Origin of the sequence: Pseudomonas psychrophila (assembly GCF_001043005.1) — a bacterium.
In the GTDB taxonomy this organism is placed as follows: Bacteria; Pseudomonadota; Gammaproteobacteria; order Pseudomonadales; family Pseudomonadaceae; genus Aquipseudomonas; species Aquipseudomonas psychrophila.
The window spans coordinates 467,117-492,478 of sequence record NZ_JYKZ01000002.1; the positions used below are offsets into that span (position 1 = coordinate 467,117).

21 protein-coding genes are annotated in these 25,362 nt (G+C 59.7%); 7 read left to right on the forward strand and 14 right to left on the reverse strand.

Annotated elements, in window-relative coordinates; genetic code table 11:
- Position 1: 1 nt before the first annotated feature.
- From TU76_RS08295 to TU76_RS08340, 10 genes are all read right to left on the reverse strand, one after another.
- Complete coding sequence (locus TU76_RS08295; RefSeq protein ID WP_048351429.1) at positions 2-805, reverse strand: hypothetical protein; 804 nt, start codon at positions 803-805, stop codon at positions 2-4.
- Positions 786-2,492, reverse strand: a complete 1,707-nt coding sequence (locus TU76_RS08300) for a GspE/PulE family protein (RefSeq protein ID WP_048351430.1) — start codon at positions 2,490-2,492, stop codon at positions 786-788. Before TU76_RS08300 ends, TU76_RS08295 begins: the two co-directional genes overlap by 20 nt.
- 84 nt (positions 2,493-2,576) lie before the next feature.
- Positions 2,577-3,107: a response regulator gene (locus TU76_RS08305; RefSeq protein WP_037032292.1), complete on the reverse strand. Its 531-nt coding sequence runs from the start codon at positions 3,105-3,107 to the stop codon at positions 2,577-2,579.
- Between the two features lie 218 nt (positions 3,108-3,325).
- Positions 3,326-4,279, reverse strand: a complete 954-nt coding sequence (locus tag TU76_RS08310; protein WP_048351431.1) for a peptidylprolyl isomerase — start codon at positions 4,277-4,279, stop codon at positions 3,326-3,328.
- Positions 4,280-4,292: 13 nt separating this feature from the next.
- On the reverse strand, positions 4,293-5,843 hold the full coding sequence (locus TU76_RS08315; RefSeq protein ID WP_048351432.1) for a cytochrome c/ABC transporter substrate-binding protein: 1,551 nt from the start codon (positions 5,841-5,843) through the stop codon (positions 4,293-4,295).
- A gap of 9 nt (positions 5,844-5,852) precedes the next feature.
- Positions 5,853-6,488, reverse strand: a complete 636-nt coding sequence (locus tag TU76_RS08320) for an SCO family protein (protein ID WP_019825570.1) — start codon at positions 6,486-6,488, stop codon at positions 5,853-5,855.
- On the reverse strand, positions 6,485-7,141 hold the full coding sequence (locus TU76_RS08325; protein ID WP_048351433.1) for an SCO family protein: 657 nt from the start codon (positions 7,139-7,141) through the stop codon (positions 6,485-6,487). Before TU76_RS08325 ends, TU76_RS08320 begins: the two co-directional genes overlap by 4 nt.
- Before the next feature lie 13 nt (positions 7,142-7,154).
- The gene (locus tag TU76_RS08330; protein WP_019825566.1) at positions 7,155-9,083 is read right to left on the reverse strand and encodes a YncE family protein; all 1,929 of its coding nucleotides are present in this window, start codon (positions 9,081-9,083) and stop codon (positions 7,155-7,157) included.
- Between the two features lie 87 nt (positions 9,084-9,170).
- Complete coding sequence (mnxG, locus tag TU76_RS08335; RefSeq protein WP_046809681.1) at positions 9,171-14,975, reverse strand: manganese-oxidizing multicopper oxidase MnxG; 5,805 nt, start codon at positions 14,973-14,975, stop codon at positions 9,171-9,173.
- A gap of 201 nt (positions 14,976-15,176) precedes the next feature.
- Positions 15,177-15,800, reverse strand: a complete 624-nt coding sequence (locus tag TU76_RS08340; RefSeq protein ID WP_048351434.1) for a lytic transglycosylase domain-containing protein — start codon at positions 15,798-15,800, stop codon at positions 15,177-15,179.
- Between the two features lie 193 nt (positions 15,801-15,993).
- On the opposite strand from TU76_RS08340, the gene gspG reads away from it, so the two are divergent.
- From gspG to TU76_RS08355, 3 genes are all read left to right on the forward strand, one after another.
- Positions 15,994-16,428 carry a type II secretion system major pseudopilin GspG gene (gspG, locus tag TU76_RS08345; RefSeq protein ID WP_046809061.1) on the forward strand — a complete coding sequence of 145 codons (435 nt, stop codon included), beginning with the start codon at positions 15,994-15,996 and terminating at the stop codon, positions 16,426-16,428.
- 14 nt (positions 16,429-16,442) lie between these two features.
- A complete protein-coding gene (locus tag TU76_RS08350) occupies positions 16,443-17,630 on the forward strand; it encodes a type II secretion system F family protein (protein WP_019825560.1) in 1,188 nt (395 codons plus the stop codon).
- 423 nt (positions 17,631-18,053) lie between these two features.
- Complete coding sequence (locus TU76_RS08355) at positions 18,054-18,242, forward strand: hypothetical protein (protein WP_231984103.1); 189 nt, start codon at positions 18,054-18,056, stop codon at positions 18,240-18,242.
- Between the two features lie 124 nt (positions 18,243-18,366).
- On the opposite strand, the gene TU76_RS08360 is transcribed toward TU76_RS08355, so the two are convergent.
- Both TU76_RS08360 and TU76_RS08365 read right to left on the reverse strand, forming a co-directional pair.
- Positions 18,367-18,852 (reverse strand): GNAT family N-acetyltransferase, encoded by a 486-nt coding sequence (locus TU76_RS08360; protein ID WP_019825556.1) that lies wholly within the window; start codon positions 18,850-18,852, stop codon positions 18,367-18,369.
- A 26-nt stretch (positions 18,853-18,878) separates the two neighbouring features.
- The gene (locus TU76_RS08365) at positions 18,879-19,319 is read right to left on the reverse strand and encodes a GNAT family N-acetyltransferase (RefSeq protein WP_048351435.1); all 441 of its coding nucleotides are present in this window, start codon (positions 19,317-19,319) and stop codon (positions 18,879-18,881) included.
- A gap of 204 nt (positions 19,320-19,523) precedes the next feature.
- Between TU76_RS08365 and TU76_RS08370 the strand changes: the two genes are divergently transcribed.
- The 3 genes from TU76_RS08370 to TU76_RS08380 are packed head-to-tail and all read left to right on the forward strand — an operon-like array spanning position 19,524 to position 23,318.
- A complete protein-coding gene (locus TU76_RS08370) occupies positions 19,524-20,942 on the forward strand; it encodes an FAD-binding oxidoreductase (protein WP_048351436.1) in 1,419 nt (472 codons plus the stop codon).
- Between the two features lie 53 nt (positions 20,943-20,995).
- Complete coding sequence (locus tag TU76_RS08375; RefSeq protein WP_046809058.1) at positions 20,996-21,940, forward strand: LysR family transcriptional regulator; 945 nt, start codon at positions 20,996-20,998, stop codon at positions 21,938-21,940.
- A 49-nt stretch (positions 21,941-21,989) separates the two neighbouring features.
- Complete coding sequence (locus tag TU76_RS08380; protein ID WP_019825550.1) at positions 21,990-23,318, forward strand: MFS transporter; 1,329 nt, start codon at positions 21,990-21,992, stop codon at positions 23,316-23,318.
- A gap of 96 nt (positions 23,319-23,414) precedes the next feature.
- Here the strand turns inward: TU76_RS08380 and TU76_RS08385 are convergent, their stop codons facing one another.
- On the reverse strand, positions 23,415-23,789 hold the full coding sequence (locus TU76_RS08385) for a tautomerase family protein (protein ID WP_046809057.1): 375 nt from the start codon (positions 23,787-23,789) through the stop codon (positions 23,415-23,417).
- 106 nt (positions 23,790-23,895) lie between these two features.
- Between TU76_RS08385 and TU76_RS08390 the strand changes: the two genes are divergently transcribed.
- Positions 23,896-24,786 carry a LysR substrate-binding domain-containing protein gene (locus TU76_RS08390; protein WP_048351513.1) on the forward strand — a complete coding sequence of 297 codons (891 nt, stop codon included), beginning with the start codon at positions 23,896-23,898 and terminating at the stop codon, positions 24,784-24,786.
- Between the two features lie 6 nt (positions 24,787-24,792).
- Here the strand turns inward: TU76_RS08390 and TU76_RS08395 are convergent, their stop codons facing one another.
- The gene (locus tag TU76_RS08395) at positions 24,793-25,299 is read right to left on the reverse strand and encodes a DUF2867 domain-containing protein (protein ID WP_048351437.1); all 507 of its coding nucleotides are present in this window, start codon (positions 25,297-25,299) and stop codon (positions 24,793-24,795) included.
- Between the last annotated feature and the right edge of the window lie 63 nt (positions 25,300-25,362).

Sequence of the window (25,362 nt, forward strand, 5' to 3'; positions counted from 1 at the left end):
GTCAGGCCACCGCCCGGGACATGGCATACAGGCTGTCGCGTACGCCCGTGCGGTCCTCGTCCAGCGTACACAGCAGCACACCCGGCACCTGGGGCGGTGAGTCCAGGCGTGCCGGAGCGTGCAGGTAAATGCTCAAGGGTTGCTCGCTGCTATCCCCTTGCAGCTGGAGCTCGCGACTGATTAATGCCCTTAGAGCCGTATCGCTGTCGCTGCTGCCCACCGAGCGCACTGCAACCCAGCGCCCTTGCCGAGCCAGCAGCAAAACGCTGCGCACAGGCTCAGCCACGACGAAGAGAAAGTCGTCGCTATCCAGGTGTTTGTCGAAATGGTTGAACGCAGCCATCAAGTAAGGCTGGACCGAATTCAGGTGCAGGCCGCGCCCCTTGGCCAGGCTGCGCAAGCGCTCCAGCAGTGCCTGGGGGAGCGCGGCCGCGATCCGGTCGTAGCCTGACGGCTCGGCCGACAACACCAGGCTCCAGGCTTGGCTCGGGGCGCCGTAAAGGTCCTCGAAACACAATTTGGCGAACCCCTGCAGCTCATCGGGACGGTTGATCTGCTCGCTCCAGGGCACGAGGCAAAAGCGGCTGAAGTGCCCGGAAATCACTACCCGCAATTGAGCTCCAGTCGCTGTGTGCTCACCCAAAAGACGGTCCAGGGTTTCCAGGGCAACCGCCCACGCATGGAAGCCTTCGTCGATAAATCCGACGCTGCTCAGCCAGCGGGTTTCGCCGCCGTGGCACTGGCCAAGGCCCACACCACTGGCGCCGAGCACGGCCACATACTGATCACGAGATAAAAGTGACACGGTTGATCTCCTCGAGCGTGGTCCGCCCTTCCAGCACCAGTTCCAGGGCTGACTCGCGCAGCAGGCGCAAGCCACGGCTACAGGCCAGGGCCTTGATCTTTGCTACGGGCTGACGCTCGACAATCATCTGGCGCAGTTCATCGTCCAGGTGCAGCAACTCAGCAATGGCCGTGCGCCCGCGATAACCGGTGCCCCGGCAATGGCCGCAACCCTTGCCATGAACGAAGTGGTAGCCAGAGACCTTGTCTGGATCGAGACCTGAGAGGTGCAGCTCATCGACACTGGGCTGATACGGCGTGCTGCAGGTTGCACAGACCAGCCGGATCAACCGCTGGGCAAGCACTGCGTTCAGGGCCGAGACCAGGCTATAGGGGTCGATTTCCATTTGGGTAAACCGGCCAATCACGTCGAACACGTTGTTGGCGTGAATGGTGGTGAATACCAGGTGTCCGGTGAGGGCTGATTGCACGGCAATCTGCGCGGTGTCGGGGTCGCGAATTTCGCCGACCATGATCTTGTCCGGGTCATGACGCAAAATAGAACGCAGGCCCCGGGCGAAGGTCAGGCCTTTTTTCTCGTTGACCGGAATCTGCAAGACTCCCGGCAACTGGTATTCCACCGGGTCTTCAATGGTGATGATCTTGTCCACGCCGTGGTTGATCTCGGTGATCATCGCGTAGAGGGTGGTGGTCTTGCCGCTGCCGGTGGGGCCGGTGACCAGCACCATGCCGTAGGGTTCGGCTGCCAGGCGCCGCAGTTGGCGCAGGGTTTCATCGGCGAAGCCCAGGGCCTGCAACTGTACGCCGCTGACCTTGTCGGCCAGGTCCTGCTTGTCCAGTACCCGCAGCACGGCGTCTTCGCCAAATATGCTCGGCATGATCGACACCCGAAAGTCGATCTGACGACCGCTGATACCAATTTTGAAACGGCCATCCTGAGGCACGCGCTTCTCGCCGATATCCAGTTCGGCCATGACCTTGACCCGGGAGATCACCTGCTCGGCGAACTCGCTGCCCTGGATCTTGCTGATGTTGTTCAGCACACCGTCGATGCGGTACTTGATCACCAGGCCGCCACCGGTAGTGCCCAGGTGGATATCGCTGGCATGCATTTTCAGTGCGTCGTAGAGGGTTGAGTTGACCAGTTTGACGACGACGCTGGCATCTTCACTGATGCTGGTCAGGGACAAGCTTTGCAGGTTATCCCGCTCAACATGGGTATCGGCCTGGGCATTGAGCGATTCCACGGCATGAAAGCTCTCTTCATGACGGGCCAGGTAGGCCTTGAGGTCATCGGCATGCACCAGGTACAGCGGCGCACCATGCAGGCAGTCATCGATCCAGGCCAACCGCGCGGTATCAAAGGGATCGGCAAACACACCAATGACCATGTCGTCATGGCGCAGCAGCATGAATTCGCGTTTGAGGCATTGGGCCAGAGTGACCCGGTCGAATACCGGGGTGGCCTTGAACAGGGTATCGGTGTGCAGAACGGGGTAGTGCAGCGTGCGACCGAGGCATTCGATGAAAGGCATGGGGGCCAGTTCACAGAGTACCCCTAGTGCTTGAAGTACCCGTTCGCCTGAAGTGACAGCCAGTGCGCGGGCCTGGGCCAGTTGTTCACTGGAGAAAGGAGACGGTACGCAGTCCGGGAGCGCCGGTTCTACGGCAAGGGATAGACGGTCCATGGCTTGCTCTCCAACGCCGGGGGCTTGATGCCCTGTCGACGCGGCGAGCTATTGCGGCCTGAGCCGGAACGTCTAGTCGCGTCACTACTTCCCGGTGAGCAAGTGTTCGTCGTCAGGGGCATTGGATGCCGTTGTTCGTCGGCGATCCGCCAGCACCCAACTGCCGTCGTACAACTGCAGCGGGAAACTCTCGTTCCTGTTCTTGCGTCGTTCGACGAATCCTTCAGCGCGGTTGGGGCTTGTGCCCGATTCGCGGTTCACCCCTAAAAGGTCAAAAATTGCTCGTGCCAGTTCGGCCAATGGAAACGGCTTGAACAGGATATGACTGACCCCTCGCTTGCGGGCCCGATCACACACTTCTGTGGTGGGGTGCCCGGTAATCAGTACAAAGTGACACGTCCTGTTCTGGCGAACGGTATCGAGAACTTCAAAACCTTCCATATCGGGCAAGCGGTAATCGAACACCACCACATCGGGAGCAAAACCCTCGGCTACACCAATGGCTCTGGCACCTTCGTGCGCTATCTGGACTTCCAGCCCTTGCGCCTGCAGATAATCCTGCAGGTTTTGTGCAAGCAGCTGCTCGTCATCAACAACCAGTACTTTGTTCACCAAGGTGGACTCCTTGTAACCGCAGGTCCGAGTATCAAGCCTGACGGAGTGCTCACCTTACTTAGGCTTGAGCACACTTCATGCCAGGCAGCGCAGCGGTCTTACTGCCGCTGCATCTCCTTGATACTCATGATAAAAAATTATCCCTGTTACTCCATCCCCCAAAGGCGGGGACGCGCACGGGTGTGGCTGGAAGCTTTTCCCCACTATTGGGGCCGGCTTCACTCAGTGTTAGTCCGTTCGATCCGGTTGCGCGACCTTAGCTGTTCCAGGACCTGAAGGCGCGCCTGAGACTGTTGCTGTTGGACGAGATAAGTGCGAACCATTGCAAATCCCTGTTCTTCTGTGACATCAACTTCATCCAAGTGGTTCTCCACATAAATCAGATGCCATCCCACCGCAGTGCGCACCGGCTGGCTGATTTCGCCTGGAGCCATGCTAAAGGCCACTTCATCAAACTCAGGCAACATGCGCCCCTTGGAAAAGTAGCCAAGATCCCCGCCGGCGCTGGCTGATGAGCCTTCAGAACGGCTTTTGGCCACGCGGGAAAAATCGGCGGCCCCGATAATTTCCCGACGTACCTCTACCAAGCGTAGTCGCGCGGCTTCGATTGTGGCGGCACTCGCCCCCTGAGGGACCTTGATCAGGATATGCCGGGCCTGCACCTGCGCCGGACGGTTCATTTCACTGCGGTGTTCCTCGTAAAAGTCGCGCACCTGCTGCTCATCCGGCGGGGCGACCGCTGTCATTTCGGCAAACACCTTTTGCGCCGCCAGTTCGCGGCGGGTGTACTCGGTATAACTGGCCTCGTCGAAGCCGGCATCGTTGAGCTTGCGTGCAAACACATCGGCGCCACCCACTGCCTGGCGCGTTTTCTCGACTTGCTCAGTTACCACCGCATCGCTGATCACTACGTCTCGCTTGACGGCTTCTTGCCAGAGCAATTCCTTGTCAATCAAGGCATCCAGCGCCTTCAGCCGTAATTGCTGATAAGCCTTGGGATTGCGAATGTTGCCCACTGCCCGTCCCTGATCTTCCAGGTACTCGGCGAAATAGCGTTCCAGGCGAAAGGCGGGGATTTCGACGCCATTGACCCGTGCCACGACGGGCTCATTGCTGCACAACGCCACGGGACCCCAGAGGGTCAGCAGGATCAACCAATTATTGAGTTTCATAAGGGGTCTCCGGTCAGGGCATCGCAGCAACGGGTTTGTAGGGGGCTACCAGGTAAAAGCGCTGATCCGGCAGTTCCAGTGTGACGACATGGGCTCCATTGAGCCCCAGCCGACGACCGGGACCGAAGCTGATCTGCGGTGTCAGCCCGGTGGCAAAGTCATGCAGGCCTTCCAGGGCACTGACCAGTTTTTCACGACTGGCATCCCTTCCGGCCTGCTTCATGCCTTCGGCGAACAACAGCATCGAACTGAAGGCACCTACTTGCACAAAGGCGTACTGCCCGCCCAGGCCCGCGGACTCGCGAACCCGGGTCAGCGCCAGACGCCCGGCCGGTGTCCAGTCACTGGGTATAAAGGGGTAGGCAATAAACACTCGGCGGGAAAACTCAACGGGGACTTGAAACAGATCCCCTGCCACCTGCTGCGCCGTGGCAAACAGATAAGGCGCCTGACCTGCCGCCTGCAAGCGGATGGCGAGACGACTGAAACCGCCGCTGCTACCCAGGTAAAATACCGAGCGGGAAGCAGGCGGGAGTGGCTCCTGCACCGGGTCGTAGGTCTGCACCTGGACGTTTTGCCAGGCATGAGCCTGTAAATAGAGGCCAAGTTCATCCGCGACCTTTTGCTGTCCGGGTGCGCCGGCGTACAGGATCAACGTGGGCCCCTGCAGCGCTTCAAGCTGCTGGCTGGCGAAGTCGGCCAACGCAATGAGTTGCTCGCGCAGCCCGGGCAAGGGTTCGAATATCAGTCTGCTGGACTGGCTCGTGCCGAGCAGTGACAACGCACCGATCAACGGAACGCCCGCCTGTTCCAGATGCTGTGCAAGCGATGTGTCCAGTGCAGGGGCCAGTGGCGCGATCATGGCGAATACCTGCTCCTGTTCGATCAGCCGGTCCAGTGCCTGCTCGGCGCTGGCGCGATCCGGGCCGGGATCGAGGATGGTCAGGCGCAGCTGCCGACCATGAATGCCTCCGGCCTGGTTGATTTGCGCCACGCTGCCATTGAGCACCGCAGCCAGGGTGGCGCCCTCTTCGGCCAGCGGTCCTTCGGCAGGCAACAAGGTGCCCAAGTGCAGGGTTTTGGCATCAAGGCCGGGATCACGATCATCGGTCACGCGCTTGAGATAAGCCGTGAGGTTGCGCTGGTCATTGATCGACAGCACGAACCGCGGCATGGCCGGGTCGAGCCGATTGCCGCCGGGATCACGGCCCTCCTGAACGGCCCGGGCCAACGCGCCGTCCGAGTACGCCGGGTAATTGCGGCCATTGACCTGCTGCTGGCCATGACGGCTGCTGAGCCGTGACCAGCTCAGGTCTGGCGGTCGTACCCCGCCCTCAGGGCGTCCGAGCCCATCGGTGCCGTGGCAGTTGGCACATGGCAGGCTGGTGGCGGGCAACAACATGCCGGCGACGCCGACCCTGGCCATGATGAGCTCACCGCTCGCCGACATACCCTCACGGTACAGGCGCTTGCCGGCACTTTCGTCGGGGGTCAGTGGCAATGCCTGGGCGCAGGCTATGACGCCTGAGAGCAGTAGCATTGCAGAGGCGAGTGAGGCGTTCATGGGACGCGCTCAACGCCCGACCACTGGCATTGTCAGCAGCTGCAAACGCTGGGCAATGGCAGCAGCCGGGGCATCGGGGCGTATCTTGCTCCAGCGTTTGTTGGCCACGTCGCCCACAATCAGCTGCGTGGAGTGTTGCTCGGGCGTTGGTACGATCTGGCCAATGCGCCCCAGCACCAGTTCCATCTGCGCCTTGTTGCCGGTCAAAAAAAGCCAGTGGGGATCATCGACCCCTTGTTTCAAGGTGTAAGCCTTGAGCACCGCCGGCGTGTCACGCAGCGGATCACTGGTAAGGGAAATAAAGGTAATGCCGTCGGCCTTGTCCCCCAGTACTTCACGCACTTCCTTGAGCTTGCGGGTGATCAACGGGCAGGCATCGGTGCAGCTGGTAAATATCACGTTCAGCAACACCACACGGTTTTGCAAGGCATCGCTGTAGAAGCGCAGTGTCTGACCATTCTGGTCCAACAGCGGGGTGTCGGTGAACCAGGTTTTTGCGTCGCGGGTGCCGGTGGCCGGCGCTGCCACAGTCGCGGTGGTCGCAGGTTCTTCTGGTACCGACGGGTTATGCCCTTCGTGGGCGAGCGCCGCTGTGCTGAACAGGCAAAAACACACACTCAGAGCAATACGGTCCAGGGTTTTCATGGATGCTGCTCCATTGCAACGGCGGTGTGTTTGGCATGGGCCCCGCGCTGGCCGCTGAGTTTTTCCACTTCATGAATCAGCACCGCAGGGTCGGTGAAACCGTAATAACGGGTCCAGTTCCGACTGTTGCCATCCCCCACCAGAATCAGCGGAGCATGATTTTTCAAGTTGGCACTGAACGTCCCCAAGCCCTTGAGCGTGTCATTGACCGATTGGGTCGACCCCGTCAGCCAGCTCCAGCCCGGTCCGCTCTGAAAGCCACGGGCGTATTCATTCAGCCGACCGCTGTCGTCACGCTGCGGGTCAATGCTGATGGAGACCAGTTGCACTTCGCTGCCGACCCGTGCACCCAGTTGTTTCTGCACCTTGCCCATGATGGAGGACACCACCGGGCAGACCGTGGTGCAGCTGGTGTAGATGAAGCTCATGACCACGATCTTGTTAGCCACCAGGTCAGGCTCCAGATGCACCGATTTGCCGTTCTGGTCGACCAGCGCGACGTTGGCAAAACTGACCGGGGCGCCCTGGGCGCTAGCGGGGGTTGCCGTCATGTCGTGGCCGGCATGTTCATCCGCCGAATGAGCCTGGGCCTGGCCAATACCGTAAGCCAACAGCCAGAAAGTCGTGAAAGCACACTGCGCAAATCGGTTCATGTCGATTTCCTCTTCAATGAGCAGCGCCGGGAGCAACCCGCACGCTGGCAAAAGTCTTGTCGTCGAAGCCCGCACCCAGGGACGCGGCACGTACATGCAAGTACCAGGCACCGGGCTGGTTGAGCGTCAGCGGAACTTCATAAACACCCTCACCCACCTCCAGCGCCGCCACCGATTGCGCTCGTGAGGACGGTGCGAGGAAGTAACGCACCTGGACATCCTTGACCCCGCTGCGTTGAGTGTTTTGCTTGCCCTGAACAATGCGAAAGCGCACCACATAGGGACTGCCAAGGGTCGCTGTGACGGTATCGAGCATGAACTCGACCTTGGGCACGCCCGCGACCCGGGTACTCTGTATGGCCGGCTCTACATCCGCCGTGAAGCAGTGAATGATGTTGGGTTGATTCAACAGGAAGGCCACATCGAAACGCCCGGCGGGAGGCAGCTTGATCCGCGCGCTGTAGAGCCCGGGCGAGACTTCCCGCAGGCTGCGGTCAATCACCATTGCTGCCCGCGCCACTTGGCCGCGGTTGGGGTAACCCGACATCGGGGCATTCATGCCCTCTGCATAGAAGTAAGTGGTGTTGTCCACCGGGTTGACCACGAACACCGCATTGTCGTCCCGCGACACCGCCAGACTTGAGGCCAGAGGCAAATCACCGGCAAGGCGCGGCGCCTGGGGACCGGCTTCGAAACCCTGACTGATCGGGGTGCGCCCTTCTCCCAGCGAGGCGAGGTTGATCATCGTGACCTTGGCCGACGCCAGGCCGCGTATGTAGGCATAAGCCTTGGTGAACACCACTTGATAAGGTTCGGCGGACACCGCCACGTCATGGATCAACGAGTCGTTGCTGGCGTCGATGACCGAAGCCTGATTTTCAAGGGTATTGAGCACGATGCCAAAGCGCCCGTCGGCACTGAAACCCATCGGCCCCAGGCCCTGCTTGAGCTTGATAACCCTGCGTACCGACAGGCTCACGGCGTCAACGACTGTTACCGTACCGTCCTGACCATCAGCAACGTACACGGCCTGGGACAGCGCAGAGAAGGCAATCGACAACGGGTGCGAACCGGTCTTGAGCTGCTTGCTCAGGGTCAGGCTGGCGATGTCGATGATGCTCACCGTGCCGTCATCGCGGTTGCTGACAAACGCCTGTCGGCTGTCCTTGCTGAAGGCGATTTCATGATGACCGGCACCGGTTGCCACATGTTTGAGTGGCTTGAGGCTCTGCGCATCGATCACCGTCACCCCGGACTGCTCGGGTGCCCTGGCATTGTTGCCCACCCACAACAGGCGCTCGTCCGGCTGCAAAGCCACCCGCACCGGATTGCTGCCCGCCGCGACCGAGTCAACCAGCTTGAATTGCTCGCTGTCGATGACCGCCACCGCATCGGCATTGGGCATGGAAACAAACACCCGTTTGTTGTCTGCGGGTGTGACCCAGTCCATGGGCGGCTGTTTCAGTTCGATGCGCGATAACGTACTGGTGATCCCCCCTACAGACACTTGCGGGTCTACCACTGAAACGCTCGCATCACGGTTCATGACCATCAGGTAGTAGCTGTTGAGATCAAGCAATGGACGCGCGCCGATGCTCGACTTCAGAAATACCCCGACCCGCGACTTGCAGCTGTGTTCACGCCCCTGAGCCAGGTCAGCGGCAACGGCCTGCGGGTCGAGCCAGGCACCTGGCGCAACCCCGGCCAGCGGCTGGCCGGAGGTTGTGTCCGTGACCCGGAAGCGAACATCGGCAAACTCACCTTCACGCAAGACGCCGTCTTTGGCCAAGGACTGTACCTGCAGGGCGACGGTTACACCGTCACGCACCAGTTTTTGTTCGCCCTCGCCCCGGGTTTCGGCCGCCCGGCACGCGCCTCCCGGGGCACTCAATGCTGTGGCGAGCAGCCACACACAAACACCGGTTCCAATGGCCTTGCTCATGGTATTTCTCCCCCTCAAATTCCCGCTTGCCGCTCCCCCCGTACGGCAGGAGCAGGCGTGCTCACTCCTGCCGATACCTGCGGCCCATCAAGGCGCGGGGGCCGGTTCGGGCTCATTGGAGACTCGCAACAGCCCCCACAACCCGGCGGTGTTGCCATAGGCCGCGTAATCCCGGAAGAGGTAGTCCCCCGGTATTGCATTGGTGCCCCCGGCGCTCGGATGCATGAAACTGAAGTGAGCAGCCGGCAGGACGCTCTCGTGGGCGCCGATATACATCGACATCGGGTTGTAGCCGAACCGCACCGAGCCCACCCCGGGAGTCCACATCGGATAGCCACCGGGATCGCTTTTTTCCGACTGGAACGGGTTGACTGACCACACGTGTCCGTCCAGCTGGAACGTGCTGCCACGACTGCCGCCGGTAGGCATCAGGATGTGGGTACGGAACGGTTGCCCCGGTTTCACATAGAGCACCGGCGTTTGCGGATCGCCTCCCACCAGCGCGTTGCTGTAAGCCATGTGCGCATTGGGCACGTCAGCGTAGCCCGCACCGTCGGCATGGCCGAAGGGTGCATCTGGCGCCAGCCCGAAGCGATACCACAGCGGTTCGGCCTTGTAATTGATCGCCATGCTGGAGTTGTCCTGCGGATCCGTCGGTACCCCCAGGCCTTCAGCCGCAATGCCTTCCACTGGCCGACCGCCGGCCCAGCGGATGTTCAGGGCTTTTTGCCAGACCATCGCAAAGTCGCGGTAAACCGCCTGCCCCGGCGCCGTAACGCTGGCATTGACCTTGCGGATATCGTCAACCCAGGTAGCCCCCACCGGCAGGATGCTCATGGCACCTCCCAGGCCTTTTTGCGGCTGCTTGATCACATCCGCCGGGGTGAAGTTCAGCCCGCCGAACTCCACGGCCGTAGCGTTGATGTTGTCGACGCTGCGACCCAGCTGAGTGATCGGTTTGCCTTCACGCTCAAGGTGACCGGCGTAGTACTGATAAGTACGGCTAGGGTACGCGCCGCTGTTGCCAAGCCGGGGAGCAACGGTCTGGACCGGGTTGGCACCGACGTTGGCACCATCAGACTTGGTGATGTCATACGCCAGCAGTTGCGCATGCAGGCCTACATGGCTGGAGGGCCGCATCAGGTTGTTGCTGAAGGTGCTCGATCCGTCACTGCCATTTCGATCACGCTTGACTACACCTTGCATCACGGCGGTCTGGGCCAGGTCGGGCATGACGCTCGGCAGCCGATTTTCCAGTGTGATGTTGATGCAGTCCCCGGCCGTTGCACGCAACACCAGCGGCTCTACCGGCACGCCGGGTTTGAGCTTGCCACTGATCGGGTCCAGATCGGCCTTGCGTACATAGAGGATGGCCGTTGGATCGTGCAGCGGGCCGCTTTGCCCGCCGAGGGTCATGGTTACCCCGTCTTCAGGATCGGTCACGGTTACTTGGGCGATACTCACCGGCCGCGAGTTGTACACCAGGGTCCCGCCAGCGGGTTTCAACAGCCCGCCCACATGCTGGCCAATGCCTGCCGGATCGCCGAGGGTCAGCCCCAACGGATTGCCGAGGATGTCGTTGGCCAGTGCTGCGACCACTTCATAGTTGCGCTGCACAGTGGGACGGGTTCCGATGCCATTGGGGTTGGCGCTGATTCTTGGGCATGAGCCTTCGAAGGCCACGGTGTTGCGCATACCGGCCGGTTTCGGGTTATTGGGCAACGCAAACAGGTCGGCTCGTTGTGCGGTGTAGTTGCGCATCACACCCCAGATCCCGCTCCAGTAACCCTCAATCGAAGCGTCCATCGAATACAGATAATCGCCAGTGGTGGCAGCTGAACTGGACAGCATCGAGATAGGCGCGATAAAGCCCATCTGTTCCGAAATCCCGATCATCTGCGAGGCGCGCCAGCCGGAGTTGGAGCTGTTGCCGAAGCCAGAGCCGCTTTGCAACCACTTCACGCCGTGCAGGGTCACGTTGTGCTCTTCTTCATGGCCGCCGGCATGCACCCGCAGCCGCACATTATCACCCGTGTAGGTACGCAACATCGGCGTGAACGGATCGCCCGGTTCGGCGCCGCCACGGTTGATGTGCGGTGGAAACAGCGTGGTGCCGCCCGTCGGCCCGGTGGCGGCCGTGATCAGGTTAGGTGCCAGGTTCATGGCCGCAATAGCCCGGTCGGTGCGGCTTTGCAACGCATAGGCAAGGTCTCCACCAAGGCCGTCTGCCTGCATGCCACGTTTGCCGTCGGGGCCGACTTTGTTCGGGTCGTATACCCGCAGCGCCAGTGGTTCATTGCGGTAATTGATCACGAACATGCCAGGGTCATCGACAGAGATGGCCTGTGGGCATGGACGACTTGGGCAACCTGCAACCCGTCCGCCCTGCACTTCGACGATGCCTTCGAGCAAGTTACTGGCGTTGTTGCGCACCGGCGGGTTAATGGCGTAGCGAAAGCTGTCCGCCGTGGCCGGAAAGGCCTGGGGATTGGGCACTCCGTTGGGGCCCGCACCCACATAGACACCCGCTTCATAGGCGTGCTGAAAATCGCTGTATTCGAGGAAAAACTCACGGAAGCTGTCGTTCTTGCCATCGCCGTCCAGATCACCGGTGGACACCACGGCTTGCCACGAGGTCGGCCCGCCATCCTGGCGCGCGCCGCTGTACAGGGGCTCACCCGTTTCGGCGTGGAACCAGGTGGAACCGGCCGGTTCAGCCAGCACGGTGGCGTACAGGCCAATCTGCTGATGGGTCGACGGGCCCAGATGGTCGTGGGTAAAGATCGTCCCCAGCCCACGGTCTATGCCTTTGCTGTTAACCACAGGGTCGACAAACCAGCGCTGCATCGCGGTGCGTGCGCCCACCCAATCAGCCCGGCCAAACTGGCCGAAGTACGGGTGATTCTTGGCTTTGGGACAGGCCGGAGTTCCATCGCGCACATCTGCCCCCGTGCACTGGTTGAAGGTGCGGATGGCATGGATGCGTTCCTGCACGGCGCCGGGCGATAGCACACCGTCTTCATAGTTCCAGCCGTTGGCCGAACCGTCTGCGGCAGTCAGGTCCCATTTAGGCAGGTGAATATGTTGGCCAATAACATCGGTTGGGGTGCGTACCTGATAATCGTCCATCTCATAGGTGGCCGGCACCAGGTTGGTCTGCTGGTACTGCACGCAGTCAAAGGTGTTCATGCGCATCACCAGTGGTTCAGGCGGCCGCTGCTTGGTGATCACCGGCCAGGCGTCTTCCCACAAGGCAAGAATGCGCGCCTGGGGAAAATGGTAGCCAACCTTGTTGTACACCGCGTCGAACTGGATATTGGCCGCTTTATAGATGCGTGGGCGATCCGCGGTAAAGGTCGAGGATCCGGTGAACGACATGCCATCCATCCGTTCGCCGCTGTTGAACTCGCCGGTTCCGGCGCCACTGGTCAGGCGTTTTTGCCGATCATCCATGCACGGCTCGTAATACGGCGCACCGGCGATTGGCAACGCGCCGTTGGTGCGGAAGTTGCGCGCGACAATCTGCTTGCCGGGTAACAGGGCATAGCTGGGGTGGTCTTTTTTGGCGTGGAAGGCCATGGCGGCCTGTTCGACCTCAGTGCCCTCTTCAGGCATGTAGATCGGCTTGGCCAGCGTCACCTCCTTGGAAAAATCCAGCGAGGTGGTAATGGTGTGAGCCTTGCCTCCGGAAGAAAATCCGGCCAGGGAGTGTCGTCCAAGGCCCCCATCCCAGCCGCCGGACTGAGCCGGGTCGAGGTTGGCCCACAGAGCCTTGCCGCTGGCTTTGAGTGCTTGAGCCTTGGTCGCGTCGAGCATATCCAGCGGCGGAGTGGGTGGACGTTGTCCGACCGAGCTTTCCATGCCGCCGATCCAGAACGGATAACCGGGGTTTTTCAGGCTGCCGTCAGCATTGCGGTTGGCTTCACTGCGATCCACCAGAGCCAGCGAGCCAATGGCCCGGGCGCTACCACCTTGATGCTCGCCGTCGTCATCATCGTCCCCTGCTGCAATCAGGGTTTCACTCACTCTGGGCACCACAGCCACCTTGCCTGGCATCGGCGCCATGGCCTTGCCGGGCAGCGGTACGACTGCAGGAATCGGGGTGCCTGCGACGATTTCACCGTCGGGCAATGCCCGGGCGCCAGCGGCCGGTTTGCCACTGCGCAAGGCAAAAGGCTCAGTGTGATAACCGTCGCTGCCCTGTTGTGACACCTCTAGCCGAGTGCCTTCTTCAAACACATCATGCACCCGCCACATGGCCCACATGCCTTGGGCAAAGTGCGGGTAGAAGTGGCAGTGATAGATTGCATCACCGGCTACACGGTTGCGGTTACCCGAACCGCCGTTGGCAATTTCGTAGGTGTACCCGGCCCCCGGACCAATCCCCTGGGCGTCCACATAATCGGAGTTGTCATCGTTGGGATTGAACAGCCATTGATGGCCATGCAAATGGAAGATGTGTTGCTCATGCCCGTTATGGGTATTGCGAAACTTGACGAAGTCACCGATGTAGCTGTGGTTGACGTTGGACGGCTCGGCCGGGTACAGCGCCATGCTTGCCTTGACCCCTGTTTGCTCGGCACGGGGCAGCTCGCCGGGGCGGATGCTCTCCAGCCCGACATTGGCCGGTACGTCCACCAGCATCGCTACGTCGCCAACCGTGTGCGAGCTCAGAAAAAACTCTTCATAGGCGCACGACAGGCAGTCATGCATTGGGCCAACCCCTAGGCGGTTGGCGACCACTTCGGCCCCCATGCCGCCTGAGCCATAGTTGATCATGAACGAATCGCGGGTCGGCTCAAGGACGTGAGCCATGACCGGGTCTGCCCAATACGCCGGAAAGGCCTGGGTGACAGCGGTTTCGTCCTGGAACTGCGAGGCAAAATCACGGAAGGGTTCAAGACGATTGGGCAACGCCGGGTTGCGTTTGCCGATGGACTCCAGCGGATAAGTCGCAGGCGGGAAACTGCCGTCGGCGTTGCTGCCCATCACAATCGCATCGCTTTCGCTGGAGATGATTTCATTGCCGTCGACCATGTTGATGATCGGCGTACCGGCCTTGCCTTCCCGGATCCAGGGTTGACGCTGCGGGTAGCGGGCCTGGTAATCGACAATCGGCTGGCCTGTGGGTGTCCGGCCGCTGGAAGCCAGGCGCATCTCTTCTTCGGTCACTGTATTGCGATAGTGGCGACCGCCCTTGGGCATCACCACCACTTCACCGAACAGACCGTTGGCAACGTTGCCTGCATCCCCTTCTCCGCCGAATGTGGCACCACGGCTGCTGGCGGCGAATGCGCCTTCGCGCTCGGCATAGAGGGTATAGGAACGGGTCGCACCGGGGGCTACCAGAGTATTGGCGTTGCGCCCGGTGTACGAAGAAATATCGTCGATGCTGTTGACCGCTTGCAGACCGTTGACCTGAAACCCGACATGGCGGTCACTGACCTGCTCATCGACCTTGAAGTTGTTGTTATCGACCTGGACTTCGCCTTCTATCTCGCCCTCCTCCCCGTCTTCCTGACTACCGGGGTTGGCCTGGTAGGCCAGCAGGTTCTGCAGGTTGATGGTCAGGCAGTCACCGGCAGCCACCCGCAACACCAGCGGCCGCGGGCGCTTGTCAGGCCGCAGCGTGACCTTGCCCGGCACCGCCGCACCCCCTGCGGACAATGGCTGGTCGTGGTCATCCACCACATCACGGCGCAAGGCGAACATCATGCCGTTGACGTTCTGCGCCCCCAGGCGGTTGAACATCAGCGGCTGGTCCAGGGCGACGATGTTCGCCACCAGATTGCGTTCGCAACGTGCTGCAGCCTGGGCCGTTTCAATACCGATCAGTGGCGTGACCATTAACAGCAGGTTTAACAAATGATGAGCGTGGGGGATGCCGTTCATGATCGCTGATCTCACTGTAGGTGCTCAGGGAGTGATTCTCGCTAAACCCAATACTGCATAGGCCATGCCATAAATATTTTTGCTTAAATTCAAATGCTTACGCTTTGAATCGGTTAATACGGGGGATATTCCCCACCCTTTCCCCACTTTCTGTACTGCCTGCCATACCCAAAGATCGGCTAATCAGCCCCAGCACCGCGTTCACAGCGGCGCGTCTGCTGCCAGACCCTGCAGACGCCGGTATTGGCGCAGGACGCTGGGTACATAACGCTGGGTTTCGGCGAACGGCGGGATCACGCCACCACGACTGAGCACCGCTTGCGGCCCGGCGTTATAGGCCGCCACGGCCAGGGCAATGTCGTTGTCGAACAGGGTCATCATGCGTTTGAGGTATTTGGCTCCGCCCTGAATGTTGGACTGGGGGTCGTAGACGTCCGTAACCCCCATTTCCCGAGCCGTGTCGGGCATCAATTGCATCAGCCCTCCCGCCCCCTTGGGTGATTTCGCTTTGGGGTCAAAGTTGGACTCGTGCTGAATCACCGCAGACAACAGCGCAGCCGGTAACTGATTGGCCGCCGCTGCCGCCAGAACCATCTCGGCATAGGGCTGTGCGGTGATCATCTGTGGCTGTTGATCGAGGCTGGCCTGCGCCTCTGCAGGCTCGCGAATCACACGTTCATAGTGTCGGCCGGGACGGTGCACATTGGACAATACGTAGCTGCCGCTGGCGTCCCGGGATACAAACACGTCGGCGTTTACGACAGCGCTCATCAGCAGTGCGCCGAGCAGTGCGCCGAGCAGTGCCGTGGTCAGTGTCTTGGTCATTTTTGCCTCCCCCGACCTGCCCCTGAAAATGGGGGTAATGCCCCAGTGGACGGTCGCGGGTTAGCCCTATGCAAGCACCGAGCCGTATCGTATGAGGGCTGAATTACGGGGGGTTCAGGCACGTCGAGGGGTCTTAGCATGGCAATTGCATAAGCCCTGCTGGCGACTGTGCTGCCCACTGTGTGAGGTCATCATGAATCTGCGTTTGCGTTGTGCACCGCGAATCCAACACGGGTTCACCCTGCTCGAATTGTTGGTGGTACTGGTGGTCCTCGGGTTATTGGCCGGGATCGTCGCGCCCAAGTATTTCGCCCAGTTGGGCCGCTCCGAGGTCAAGGTGGCCAAGGCGCAAATCGAAGGGTTGGGCAAGGCGCTGGACTTGTACCGACTGGAAGTCGGCCACTACCCCTCAACCGAACAAGGCTTGCAGGCATTGGTCACCGCGCCCAGCGACGAAACCCGCTGGACAGGCCCTTACCTTCAGAAAAAACTGCCCCAGGACCCCTGGGGGCGTAACTACACCTATCGCTATCCCGGCGAAAACGGTGAGTACGATCTGCTGTCCATGGGCAAGGACGGACAGCCCGGTGGCGATGGCGAAAACGCTGAAATCACCAGTTGGCAATGACGGGAGTCGCAACGATGCGCTTTCATCTCAAGGCAGTCGGCAAAACGGGCGTGGTCACCATGACCGTCGAGGCTCAGGGCGATGGCGAGGCCCGGCGCATGGTCGAAGATCAGGGCATGCGCGTGGTCAGTCTGCACGCCGAGCGCCGCTGGCGGGCATGGCATCTGCATCAGCGCGAGACCTTCAACCTGGTGTTGTTCAGCCAGGAACTGACAACCCTGCTCAACGCCGGCCTGCCATTGATCGATGCACTGGAAAGCCTGGCCGAAAAGGAAACCGCACCCCAGGCCCGTAAAACCTTGAGTGAACTGGTTCGCCTGCTGTACGAGGGCAAATCCTTCTCACAGGCTTTGGCGCAGTTGTCAGCCGTGTTCCCCCCGCTCTACGTTGCACTTGTGCAGTCCAGCGAGAAAACCGGGGCAGTGGGTGAGGCTCTGGGACGTTATGTCAGCTACCGGCAACGCATGGACGAGGTCCGGCAGAAAATCGTCAGCGCATCGATATACCCGCTGTTGTTGCTGGTGGTGGGCAGTGGCGTGGTGTTGTTCTTGATGGGTTACGTGGTGCCCCGCTTCAGCCTGGTGTTCGAAGGCCTGGGCGAGAATTTGCCTTGGCTGTCGCAGATGCTCATGCGCGGCGGGATGTTCCTTCACGCCCATCAGGGCGAGTTTTTTGGTGCTGTAGTGGCGAGCATCGTCGCCATCATCGTGCTGCAGCGCCGGCCGGCCTTTCGCCGGGCGGTTGGCCGGCTGATCGAAAAACTTCCGGCGGTCCATAAACGTATCGTCATGTATGAACTGGCGCGGTTTTACCGTTCCCTGGGCATTTTGCTGCAAGGCGGTATCCCGCTGGTCACTGCCATGGGAATGGTCCGTGGCCTGCTGACGGTGGCGTCCAGCCTGCGCCTCGATCAGGCCTGCGAACGGGTGCGCGAAGGCCAGTCACTGTCGACCGCGCTGGAGCTCAATCACTTGGTGACGCCGGTATCCCTGCGCCTGCTGAGGGCTGGCGAGCAGTCGGGTAATCTTGGGCAAATGATGGAGCGCAGTGCCGACTTCTATGACGAAGAGATTGGTCGCTGGATCGAATGGTTCGTGCGCTTGTTTGAACCCCTGCTGATGACTTTCATCGGCCTGCTGATCGGGGTCATCGTGATCCTGATGTACATCCCGATTTTCGAACTGGCTTCCAGTATTCATTGATCACTAGCAGACGCGTTGTATCTGTGGAATCTGACTACCCGGTTTAGCGCACGGACTGCGGTGAGGCCTTCGCGAGCAGGCTCGCTCCCACAGTGGGGTAGTGTCTGGCCCCAGATGTGGGGACACATTAATTGCTGTGGGAGGTTGCTGATAAGTTAAACCATTCACCCGTTCTTTCGTACTTGAACGCTGGAATATCAACAGTCATCTGACAACCTTAGCTAACAGCACTGTCGCGCAAGAGTTGCATGGGTGAAATAGAATGCTTATCGGTTACGCAGGTTGCTCATCGGATGATGTAACAACTCCCTTGCCCTAATAACAAAGCAGCGCTATTCCTTATGTCTGCCAACATATAAAAACAGGAATACCGTGATGCCTAGGTTCGTTGTTGTCCCTGCCGTTCCCAAGGAGACCGGATCAATGCGCATTGGATCGCGCTTCTACTGCACCACCGCCCCTATAGACTTCAATATCTATGACAGTGAGGCCCAGTGCAGGCTGCCAGACACCTTTCCCGACAGGGGGGACGCAGATAAAGCCTGTAAACAGCTCAATACTGCAAGCCTGCAACGCATGATCAATGAAAGTGTCTACGCCAGTTCACCCTGATACTCGGTTGCACTTGGGTATAACGTGTAAAAAACAAAACCGTCTGCGCCCCTTAATCGAAAGTATCGATTCAAACGAATAGCCCAACTAACTTATAACATCCAACCAGGTGAAGAAAGTGCGGTTAGTTACGTACCGCACACCGCATTGTTTGTACTTTTATATGGGGATGACTTGCCAAAGGTTCCCATTCATCCATAAAGACAAAGCCTTGTTTCAGATAGAAGCTGGAGGCTCTTGCGTTGTCCGGGGATACGTCCAGATAAACGCATTCATGCCCATCTTGCAGGGCCTGGTGTTTAACAGCCCTCACCAGTTGAGCGGCAGCGCCAGAACCACGGAAATCAGGTGCGATCCACATGCCGATCAAGTTGTAGCGATGGGTTTGACTCAACGCGGCACCGATCATGCCGACCGGCTTGCCATCCTTGATCGCCAGCCAGAATTTCGTTCCGATTGCTGACGATGCACGCTCCTGCCACTGGGCATCGGTGTAGTTGGCCGCCGTTTCATGGCTCACACCAAACGCCGCAGGTGAGTCCAAAAGTGCTGCAAGACGGACGTGCTTCAACAGCATCCAGTCCTGTGTTTGCGTCAAACGAATGTCCATGTTCTTCTCTGCTCCAATGACTGAAATTACTCGTTCAGTGACTTTTCAAAACGCACATCACCCTCAGGCAACTGTTCCACCACTTGCCAGCCCAGGCTTCGATAGAAGCCGCTGGCACGACTGGTTTCAGCGGTTTCAAGCCAGATGGTGCGGTGGTGTTGAAACAGGAATTCCTCGGCCCTGGCCATCAGGCGGCGGCCCACTCCGCGCCCTTCGAACTCTGGCCGAACAAAAGCGGCAAACACACAGCCATCTTCAGCGTCAGCCATTGAAAACCCGACCGGCACTCCCTCAACCTCTGCCACCCAAACGCATGGCGAAGCCGACATAGCTTGGCGTATGGCGTCGGGCGTAATGCCCATTTCGGTCAACTGATCATGGGAGAGGTGGTTCTCCGTGACACTGGTTCGAATATCAAAGATGGCGCTGATGTCTGCCTGATTGGCGATTCTGACTGTCGTTTCCATGAACGGCTCCTTGTCTGTCATCCGCCAGAGGGTATCTGCCCGGGCGGGTACAGCACAACAAACGGCAAATCAGCCATACCCAAAAGAGATGGCTCCATCTGAAATCAGCACTACAAGTGTGTACCAATCGCTGCCTAAGATGAGTCATGACTCCTTACAAATGCCGCCAGCGTCACGCGGCGCACAAAAACCGGAGATTGCTCGATGACCCTTCCTGCCGCCTGCGAACACCCGCCCCTTCCCGACCTAGTGCGCGATGAACTGAGCGATTTGCTCGGCACACGATTTTCTACCTCGGCCAGCGTGCGCGAGCACCATGGCAGCGATATTTCCGCACTCGATCCAATGCCACCGGATGCTGTGGCCTATGCCAACAGCATCGAAGACATCGTCAACATTAGCGCCGCGTGCTATCGCCACAATGTGCCGATGATCGCCTATGGCAGCGGCACCTCTCTGGAGGGCTGGTTGCAGGCGTCCCACGGCGGCGTAAGCATTGATGTTTCAGGCATGAACCGGATTATCGATATTCGTGTCGATGACATGGATGCCACCGTACAGCCGGGGGTGACCCGCAAGCAGTTGAATGCCGCGCTGCATGGCACCGGTCTGTTCTTTCCCATCGATCCGGGTGCCGACGCGTCCTTGGGCGGCATGGCAGCCACCCGCGCGTCCGGAACCAACGCCGTGCGCTACGGCACCATGCGCGAAAACGTCCTGGCCATGACCGCCGTACTGGCCGATGGTCGCGTGATCAACACCGGTGGGCGTGCGCGCAAGTCTTCATCCGGATACGACTTGACCCATTTGTTGGTGGGTTCGGGCGGTACGCTGGCGACCATCGCCGAGCTGACCGTCAAGCTGCACCCGATTCCCGAAGCCATTTCGGCTGCCGTGTGCCGCTTTCCGAGTGTCGATCTGGCCGTACGCGCCGTCATTCAGACCATCCAACTGGGCGTTCCAATTGCCCGTATCGAATTGCTAGACGCCTTGACCATGAGAGCCCTCAACGCCTACAGCAGCACCCAACTGCGCGAGGCACCCTCCTTGTTCTTTGAACTGCATGGCTCTGAAGCGGGAGTAAAGGAACAGATTGAGACGGTGCGCATGGTCGCCGACGAGCACCAGGGGCTGGACTTTGAATGGGCGGTCCATCCCGAAGATCGCAGCCGCTTGTGGCAAGCACGCCACGACGCTTATTTTGCCTCCCTGGCCCTGCGTCCCGGTTGCCGCTCCCTGACCACCGATGCCGTGGTGCCGATCTCACGACTGGCCGAGTGCATTGAGGCCACCGCTGCGGACCTTACTGAACATGGCTTGCTCGCCCCGATTTTCGGTCACGTGGGGGATGGCAACTTCCATGCGCTGATTCTGGTCGACCCCCATAACCCGGACGAAGTCGAACGTGCTGAAGCGGTGGCCCATCGACTGGCAGAGCGGGCAATTGCCATGCAAGGCAGTTGCACCGGCGAGCACGGCATAGGGCTGACCAAACAACACTTTATGGCGGTAGAACACGGAGCCAACGCGGTGAGCGTCATGCAGGCAATCAAGGCAGCGCTGGACCCCAAGCAACTGATGAACCCCGGGAAGATTTTCCCTCGCGGACACTCCACAGGCTGAGGCGCTGTACCATTATCGGCCCCTTACATTCGAGTCCTGCAGGAAGCGCCTCAATGGAAATCCGCCAGATCAAATACTTTGTTGCAGTCATCGATTGCGGCAGCTTGTCCAGGGCCGCACGCCAGGTGCATGTGGCGCAATCGGCATTGAGCAAGCAGATGTCGGCGCTGGAGGAGGATCTGGGGGTGCAACTGTTCCATCGCAGCCACAACGGCGTGGTTGCCAGCGAAGCGGGCAAGGTTTTTTACGAATATGCCCAGGGCATGCTCAAACATTTGAGCGATGCCCGCGCTGCCGTCAACAGCAGCCAGGAGGAAGTCAGCGGGTCGATTACGGTGGCGTTGCCACAAAGTGTCGCAACCATTCTGGCCATGCCTCTCATGCGCGCAGTGGCTGCCCGTTACCCAAAGGTGGCGTTTCATCTCAACGAAGAGTTGACCGGAAACGTCATGGATCAACTGCTCCATGGCCGAGTTGATCTTGCTCTGTTCACCTCACTTGATTTGCCCCCGCAGGTGATGTTCAGCGCATTGATCGAAGAAGATTTTTATCTGATTCACCGGGCCCATGCACCCGACGCACCGCCCGCCGGCGAGGTTTCCCTGGAGCAGGCGCTGGCCAGGCCTTTGGTGTTCCCCAGCCAGGCCCATGGTCATTGCACCCGTACCGTCGTTGAGCACGCAGTAAAACAGCGTGGTTTGGCAACGGGCGAAATCGCCATGGAAGTCAACTCCGTACACATCCTCAAAAGTGCGGTCGAAGCAGGTATTGGTCACACCATCATGCCGCTCAACCTTGCCATGCGAGAAATCGAGGACGGGCGCTTGGTCGCCCATCGGATCGCAGCTGAGGGCGTGTCACGAATCCTGGGCATTTGCAGTTGCGCCTCAATGCCCGCCAGCCACCTTAAAACCCTGATCAGTGAACTGATCCGCGAGATCGTGGGGGGGATGTGTCAGAGCGGTGACTGGCCTGGAGGTCGCGCCCTCGATCCGTAAGCCCTGCCATTTCACAATCGCCCCTACAACAATAAGAAAGAGGCTCGAGATGAACACCTTATCGCCGCTCCCCGGTGACATGCCGGACCACGCACTGCATTCGGCCTATCGCAAAACCGCATGGCGGGTCATTCCGCTGCTGATGGTCTGTTATCTGGTCGCTTATCTGGACCGGGTCAATGTCGGCTTCGCCAAGCTGCAGATGCTCGATGACTTGAAATTCAGTGAAGCGGTCTACGGGTTGGGGGCCGGCGTGTTCTTTGTCGGTTACCTGATGTTCGAGATCCCCAGCAATATCGCGCTGCACAAGTTTGGAGCCCGACGCTGGATTGCCCGAATCATGATGACCTGGGGCCTGCTGTCGGCAGCCATGATGTTTGTCGAAACGCCCATGAGTTTCTACCTGCTGCGCTTTCTGATTGGCATCGCCGAAGCCGGCTTCTTCCCCGGGATCATCTTCTACCTCACCACCTGGTTCCCGAGCCATCGCCGCGGGGTGATGATTTCATTGTTCATCGCGGCCTTGCCGATCTCAAGCATGCTCGGCTCGCTGATTTCCGGCCTGATCATGCAAACACTCGATGGCGTGGCAGGTTACGCCGGCTGGCAGTGGTTGTTCGTGATCGAAGGATTACCGGCCGTGGCACTGGGTGGCGCGGTGTTCTTCCTGTTGCGCGATCGCATTGCAGATGCCCACTGGCTCAGTCACGATGAAAAACGCGGCATGCAGGCCGCACTGGACCGCGAAGCCAAGGCAAAATCTCACCATTCAGTGCGCGATGGTTTGCTGAACCCGAAAATCTGGTTGCTGGGCGCAGTCTACTTTTGCCTGGTGCTGGGCCAATACGTCATCAGCTTCTGGATGCCGACTATCATCCGCAACAACGGTGTTGCCGAACCCTGGGCGATCGGCGTACTGAGTGCTATTCCCTACTCCGTTGCGGCCGTGAGCATGGTGATGGTCGGGCGCAGCAGCGACCGTTTTCGTGAGTATCGCTGGCACCTCGCGATCTGCGCTTTCATCGGTGCCGGCGGCGTGGTGTTCGGCACCCTGTTCGGCGCCAGCCTGTGGTTGTCGATGATTGGCCTGACTGTCGGTACCGCGGCGATGATCAGCAGTTTGCCGGTGTTCTGGGGCATGCCCACTGCCGTGGTGGGTGGCGCAGCGGCGGCGGCCGGGATCGCGCTGATCAACTCGCTGGGTAACGTGGCCGGTTTTTTCAGCACGATCGTGGTCGGCTGGTTGACCCAACTGACCGGCAACACCCAGGCCGCCATGTATTTTATGGCCGGCGCTCTGGTGATAGGCGGGCTGCTGGGGTTGAGCGTGTCGCGCACGCGTGATGAGCCGATTGTGGCGATGAAAACAGCGCCCTGAGCAGGTACTGAGACGGGGCTGAACACCACACGTCCTGTGGGAGCGGGCTTGCCTGCGATGCCATCGCGAGCAAGCCCGTTCCCACTTCAGCACGGCTCAGTTACCCCGCCCGCCCCCGAATGACCAGTCCTCGGCCTCTGTGGTGGTCACAACCACCATCACATCTTCAGGATCGAGGCCTGTGGCACGGTTCAGTTTCTTGACCAGGTCTTGATAAAAAACCTGCTTGGTCTGCGTAGAACGCGACCGCCCTGCCGTTATGGCAATCAACACAAAGTCATGGCTGCGCGGCCCGCCAAGGTAGTCACGATCGAAAATCAGCTCACCCGCCTCATGCTGGTCAATGACCTGAAAACGATCCGCCAGCGGCACCTCGAAACTTTCCACCAACGCATCGTGAACCCCCTGTGAAAGCGCCTGCAAATATTCGACAGACTTGCCCCGGTGCAGCGAAATTCGTGCAAACGGCATGGCGCATTGCTCCTTTGAAGTGGTGATCGTAAAAATCTATCAAGTCGCAACCCTTGCGAATATCAGATTAAATGACGCCCATCGTTCCAAAATTGTGGATGATCAAATGAGACGGCCTGCCTTCGACCTCGATGTACTGCGCACGTTTGTGACCGGCGTGGAGCTCAACAGTTTTGCCAGGGCGGCAGATCGCCTGGGCCGCTCGACGTCTGCCGTGAGTGCACAACTCAAGAAGCTTGAGCAACAGATTGGCACACCGGTATTGGCCAAATCCGGTCGGGGTCTGGCACTGACGCCAATGGGCGAATCCTTGCTGAGCCATGCCCGCCGACTGCTGGAACTCAACGACAGCATTTTCCAGATGTTGCATGAAAACCAGACGGCAGCAACCGTACGCCTGGGACTTCAGGAAGACTTTGGCGAGCACTTTCTCAGCGATATTTTGCGCAGATTCGTCACGACCTATCCGATGGTCAGCCTGGAAGTCAGGATCGCGCGCAACGCCGAACTGCTGACCCTGATGGACAACGGCGGGCTTGACCTGGCGCTTGCCTGGGACACCGGGCTGGCGTCCACCTGCGTAAAGCGTCTGGGTGAAACTCAACTGCACTGGATCGGGTCGCGAGACAGACCAACTGGTAACAGGCCTGCCGAGGCGCCACTGCCCCTGATCATGTTCGACGCCCCTTGCGTCATGCGCAGCGCGGCGATCAAGGCGCTGGATGAAGCACACATTGCCTGGCGAATTGCGCTGACCAGCCCAGGTGTGGGGGGAATTTGGGCAGCCGTAGCAGCCGGATTGGGGGTGACCCTGCGCACCCGCATCGGGCTGCCGAGTCATCTCGTCATTATTCGCGACTTACCTGCGCTGCCCACGTTGGCTTATGTGCTGCATCGCGTAAACGAGCACCTAACCCCTGCCGCCAGGCTGCTGGCCGAGCTGATAGAAACAAGCCTGCAAGAGCAGTCGATGACCAATGGGTTGGGCCCTGGCTGACCTCCCCTATTGGCTCTCTGACTTTGTTGCCCCCTGCATGAGCTTGCGTTTCACTTGCCTGAGGTAGCTATTGACGATGAGCTTGTGCGCCGGGCCCACCGGCACCATGTAGAGGCGACCGTAGGCGTTGTGGGTGACCACGGAGGATGTGACCAACAGCACATGATCGGTGGTTATCGAAAGGCAAATCATCACATCCAGATGCCGGTCACGCTCGGTCAGCACCAGCATCTGGGGAGCACTGTGCTCCACCAGGAAAAAATCCAGATAATCCCCCGCTTCCACGGTTTCTCGTCGGGTGCCGGAAAACCCACCAATGCGTTTCACGCCAAACAGGGAGGAGATTGCATCACGCGTCCGAAACGCCAGGCGCATGGGCATTCCCTGTTCGGCCGTCATGAGGTTCCAGGCTTCAAGCGCCGTGATTTGCGCTGGAAGCTGGACCGATCTGCTGTCGTGGTAATCGAGTTCAGACACTTTACGAAGCGTGCGTACTGGTGATGTGAAAGCCAAAGCCTACCTCCTGGATACTGACGAAAATTCCATTTTTTCAATCGCCCCGGGCAGATCCAAACA